This window comes from Streptomyces sp. NPDC001156 (assembly GCF_053598275.1).
This window is the reverse complement of the sequence record NZ_JBSFJX010000375.1, coordinates 1-4560: the sequence shown is the minus strand read 5'-3', so window position 1 is coordinate 4560 and position 4560 is coordinate 1. Positions and strand designations below refer to the sequence as shown.

4 protein-coding genes are annotated in these 4560 nt (G+C 70.6%); all 4 read left to right on the top strand.

What is annotated here, in order from left to right; translation table 11 throughout:
• On the top strand, positions 1 to 748 hold a 748-nt coding region (locus ACWDA7_RS50695), incomplete at its 5' end, for a sugar phosphate isomerase/epimerase family protein (RefSeq protein ID WP_450614716.1).
• Positions 745 to 2100: an MGH1-like glycoside hydrolase domain-containing protein gene (locus ACWDA7_RS50690; RefSeq protein ID WP_450614714.1), complete on the top strand. Its 1356-nt coding sequence runs from the start codon at positions 745 to 747 to the stop codon at positions 2098 to 2100. The genes ACWDA7_RS50695 and ACWDA7_RS50690, both read left to right, overlap by 4 nt.
• Positions 2097 to 4025, top strand: coding sequence for an amylo-alpha-1,6-glucosidase (locus ACWDA7_RS50685; RefSeq protein ID WP_450614712.1), 1929 nt, complete (start codon positions 2097 to 2099; stop codon positions 4023 to 4025). The genes ACWDA7_RS50690 and ACWDA7_RS50685 overlap by 4 nt, the downstream gene beginning before the upstream one ends.
• Positions 4026 to 4324: 299 nt before the next feature.
• Positions 4325 to 4513: a hypothetical protein gene (locus ACWDA7_RS50680; protein WP_450614710.1), complete on the top strand. Its 189-nt coding sequence runs from the start codon at positions 4325 to 4327 to the stop codon at positions 4511 to 4513.
• Positions 4514 to 4560 lie beyond the last annotated feature (47 nt).

Sequence of the window (4560 nt, the reverse complement as noted above, 5' to 3'; positions counted from 1 at the left end):
CAAGTGGGACTTCGCCCAGCAGGCCGGCTACGACGCCATCGAACTGCGTGGCAAGGGCGACCTGCACTTCGCCTCCCGCCTGGAGGAGTTGAAGCAGGCCCACAAGGACGGTGTGGTCATGCCCACCGTCTGCGTCGACATGCTGCACTTCTTCGGCGCCTTCGACGCCGACCTGCGCCGCGATGCCATCGCCCAGATGAAGTCACAGCTCACCGTGATCGCCGAGATCGGTGGCCTGGGCGCCCAGACACCCGCCTCCTACGGGATGTTCTCGCGCCGCCTTCCGCCCTTCGAGCCGCCGCGCACCGAGGAGCAGGACCGCGAGGTCCTGCTCGCCGGCCTGACCGAACTGGGCGAGCACGCACGCAAGGAGGGCGTCACGCTCTTCCTGGAGCCGCTCAACCGGTACGAGGACCACATGGTCAACCGGCTCGAGCAGGCCGCCGACCTGATACGCCAGACCGGACTGGACTCCCTCAAAATCGGCATCGACAGCTACCACATGAACATCGAGGAGAGCGACCCGGCCGCCGCGATCCTCGCCCACGCCGACCTCATTGGCCACGCCCAGGTCTCCGACTCCAACCGCTTCCAGCCCGGCGCCGGACACCTCGACTGGCCCGCCTGGCTCGGCGCCCTGCACACCATCGGCTACGACGGATACCTCGCCGCGGAATGCCGCCTCACCGGCGATCCCATCGAAGCCGTCCGCTCCATCCCCGCCTTCCTCAAGAGGTCCGGCGCGTGACCTCCCTCCTGGACAGGCCCGTGTCCACCGCGACCGCAGCCCTGACCCTGCGGCGCGGTGCGACACGGGTCCTCATCGACAACTGGACCGGCACCTCCACCGTTCCCTCCCGCACCCTCTACCCCCACCAATGGAGCTGGGACTCCGCCTTCATCGCCATCGGACTGCGCCACCTCTCGGTGCGCCGTGCCCAGCAGGAACTCGAGTCCCTGCTGGCCGGGCAATGGGCCGACGGACGCATACCGCACATCGTCTTCAACCCCGCCCTCCCGCACGACGCCTATTTCCCCAGCCCCGACTTCTGGCAGTCCTCCCACGTCGGCCGAGCGGCCGGCGCCCCGGCCACCCCAGAGACCTCGGGCATCGTCCAGCCCCCCGTGCACGCCCTGGCCGCCTGGCTCGTGCACCAGGCAGACCCGCACGAATCCCGACGTCGCGGCTTCCTCGCCCGCGCCTATCCGCGGCTCGCCGCCTGGCACGACTACCTCCTCACCCGCCGCGACCTCGGCGGCGCAGGACTGGCGGCCGTCGTCCACCCCTGGGAGCCCGGCATGGACAACAGCCCCTGCTGGGACCAAGCCCTGCAGCGCATCGAGCCCGCCGCGCCCGAGGCCTTCCACCGTGCCGACCTGAACCACGGCCATCCCGCCGACCGGCCCACCGACCTGGACTACGGCCGCTATGTCCGGCTGGCGACGGACTACCGCGAAGCCGGCTACGACGACCGTGCGCTGCAGCACGGCTTCGCCATGGAAGACCCCTGCTTCAACGCCCTGCTCATCGTCAGCGAGCGGGCCCTGGCCGCCATGGCCCGCGAGCTCGGCACGGACGACGCAACTCACACCACGCGCGCCGACGAACTGACCGGGCAGCTGGTGGCCCGGCTGTGGGACGACACGGCCGGCCTGTTCCGTGCCCGCGACCTGAGCACCGACACCCTGGTCGACGAGCGCAGCGTGACCGGCCTCATCCCGCTCGTAGTGCCGGGTCTGCCCCACGACATCGTCGGGCGACTGCAGGACACCCTTGACGGCCCGCATTTCAGCGCACCGGCCACCCGGCTGGTCCCCAGCTACGACCTGACCGGTCACGTCTTCGACGCCCAGCGCTACTGGCGCGGCCCGGCCTGGTTCAACACGGCCTGGCTAATCCACCGCGGACTGCACACCCACGGCCTCCACACCGACGCCGAACGCCTCCAGCAGGGCCTTCTCACCGAAGCAGGACGGTCCCGGTTCGCCGAATACGTCGACCCCACCACCGGCGGCGGGCGAGGGACCCGGCACTTCTCCTGGACCGCCGCCCTCGCGCTCGACCTGCTGCGCGCCGACCCGAAGGAGCCCCAGCCATGACCGCGGGCGACCACCACGTCCAGCTGGTGCGCGACGCCACCTTCGTCCGCCTCGACGCAGACGCAGGCATCAACGGCACCCGCGGGACCACGCCCGACGGATTGTTCCTGAGGGATGCACGTCACCTCAGCCGCTGGCAGCTCACCGTCGACGGCACCAGCCCCATCGCCCTGGTGCCCGCCGAGGCGGCGACTGACGACGCGGCCGAGTGCGTCCTCACCCCGCAGGGCACGCGGGACAAACCCCCCGCCTACACCGTCTTCCGCCGACAGACCGTCACCGCCGGGACGCTCACCGAACATCTGCGCCTGGTGAGCAACCTTCCCAACCCGGTCACCGCCCGGCTCGACCTCACCGTCGACGCCGACTTCGCCGACCTGTTCGAACTGCGGGCCGACGACCGCCACTACGCCAAACCCGGCGGCCGCTACACAGCCCACACCACGCCCGACGGCCTGCACTTCGACTACCACCGAGCCGACTGGCACGCCCGCACCACCCTCGCCTGCCACCCCGCCCCCAACGCCGTCGCCCCCGCGCACGATGCGGCGCAGTCCACCGCGCGAACCCTCACCTGGCACCTCCGGCTCGACGAGCACGGCGAGAGCGAACTCCGCCTCACCGTCCGCGCTCACCCGCACGGACTGCCGCTCGAGGCGCCCGCCGTGCCGCACCCCCCTCGCCAGGCACCGACCGCAACGGACGACCTGACCCGCACCTGCGCGCGAGGCCTCGCCGACATCGACCTGCTGACCATCCCGGTCACCGGCACAGACGGCGACACGGTGCACGTCCCCGCCGCCGGCATCCCCTGGTTCCTCACCCTCTTCGGCCGCGACTCCCTGCTCACCTCCTACTTCCTTCTGCCCTACCGCCCCCACACCGCCGCCGCCACACTCAGCGCCCTCGCCGCCACCCAAGGGCAGCGCTACGACGCCTTCAGCGGCGAACAGCCCGGACGCATCGTCCACGAGACCCGCCACGGCGAACTCGCCCACTTCCGCCAGGTCCCCTACGGCCGCTACTACGGCGCCGTCGACGCCACCCCGCTCTTCCTCGTCCTGCTCCACGCCCACTACGAGACGACCGGCGACACCACCCTCGCCACACGCCTGGAACACCACGCCCGCCAGGCCGTGCACTGGATGCTCACCGACGGCGGCCTGGGCCAACACGGCTACCTCGTCTACACCCCCGACCCCAGCGGACTGGTCAACCAGAACTGGAAGGACTCCCAAGGCGCCATCTGCTTCACCGACGGCACCCAGGCAAAAGGCCCCATCGCCGTCTCCGAAGCCCAGGGCTACGCCTACGACGCACTCCAGCGCACCGCAGAACTCGCCCACCACGTCTGGCGCGACGATCCCTACGCACACCGACTGCGTGACGCCGCCGCCCGACTGCGCAGCCGCTTCGCCACCGACTTCTGGATGCCGGAAGCCGACTTCCCCGCTCTCGCCCTGGATGGCGACGGACACCAGGTCAACGCCCTGGCCTCGGACGCCGGCCACCTGCTGTGGTCCGGCATCCTCGACGCTGAGCACGCCCGCCGGGTCGGCCGACGCCTGCTGGCACCGGACTTCTTCTCCGGCTGGGCCATCCGCACCCTGGCCGCCGGACAAAGGCCCTACCACCCCCTGTCCTACCACCGCGGCAGCGCCTGGCCCCACGACAACGCCGTCATCACCCTGGGCCTGGCCCGCTACCAGCTCATTGACGAAGTCGACACCGTCACCGAAGGCCTCATCGCCGCAGCCGCCCACCACGGCTACCGCCTGCCCGAGGTCATCGCCGGCTACGACCGCTCCGCCACCTCCGGGCCCGTTCCCTACCCCCACTCCTGCTCACCCCAGGCCTGGGCAGCAGCAACACCCCTGGCCCTGCACACAGCACGGCAACAGGTACACAACGAATCCCAGACCTGAACACCAGCCCTCGAAGCCCGTCGGGCCCCGCCAGCCGGCGCACACCCCGGGGCTTGGCAACGCCACGGCAGACCGGCCGAGCCCTGACCGCGACAGCAACTCCCGGCCCGGCCATCGGCCTCATTGGAACGCACCGACCAAGGACTGCCTCCATTCACGACCGCCATCTCGGCCGCAGCGGCCTGATCATTAGCCGGCAGGCTCGCGCGCTGGATACGCGACCACGTACTGACCGCCGCCCAGCAACTCACGCCACTCGCCGCCGAAGCCGGCCTGTCCCACGCACAACTGGCCGTGGCATGGGCGCTGCAGAAACCCAACGTCTGCGCCGTCGAATCGACGCCTCACAGGCCGAACAGGTCACAGAGAAGGCCAAGGCCGCCGGCGTCGTCCTGGAAGCCGACCCGATGGCCCGCATCGACGAGGTCCTGCAACCGTTCCTAGACGAGTCTTTCCGAACACGGTCAGTGGTCGTAGGCGGTCAGTGACCGGCTGACCGCCTGCCCGGTCTGGAAGTTGTGCCAAATCGCGGCGG

Bases quoted from the DNA above. Each gene is read 5' to 3' on its own strand.
- ACWDA7_RS50685 (WP_450614712.1), top strand. From the start codon at position 2,097: ATGACCGCGGGCGACCACCACGTCCAGCTGGTGCGCGACGCCACCTTC.
- ACWDA7_RS50680 (WP_450614710.1), top strand. From the start codon at position 4,325: ATGGGCGCTGCAGAAACCCAACGTCTGCGCCGTCGAATCGACGCCTCA.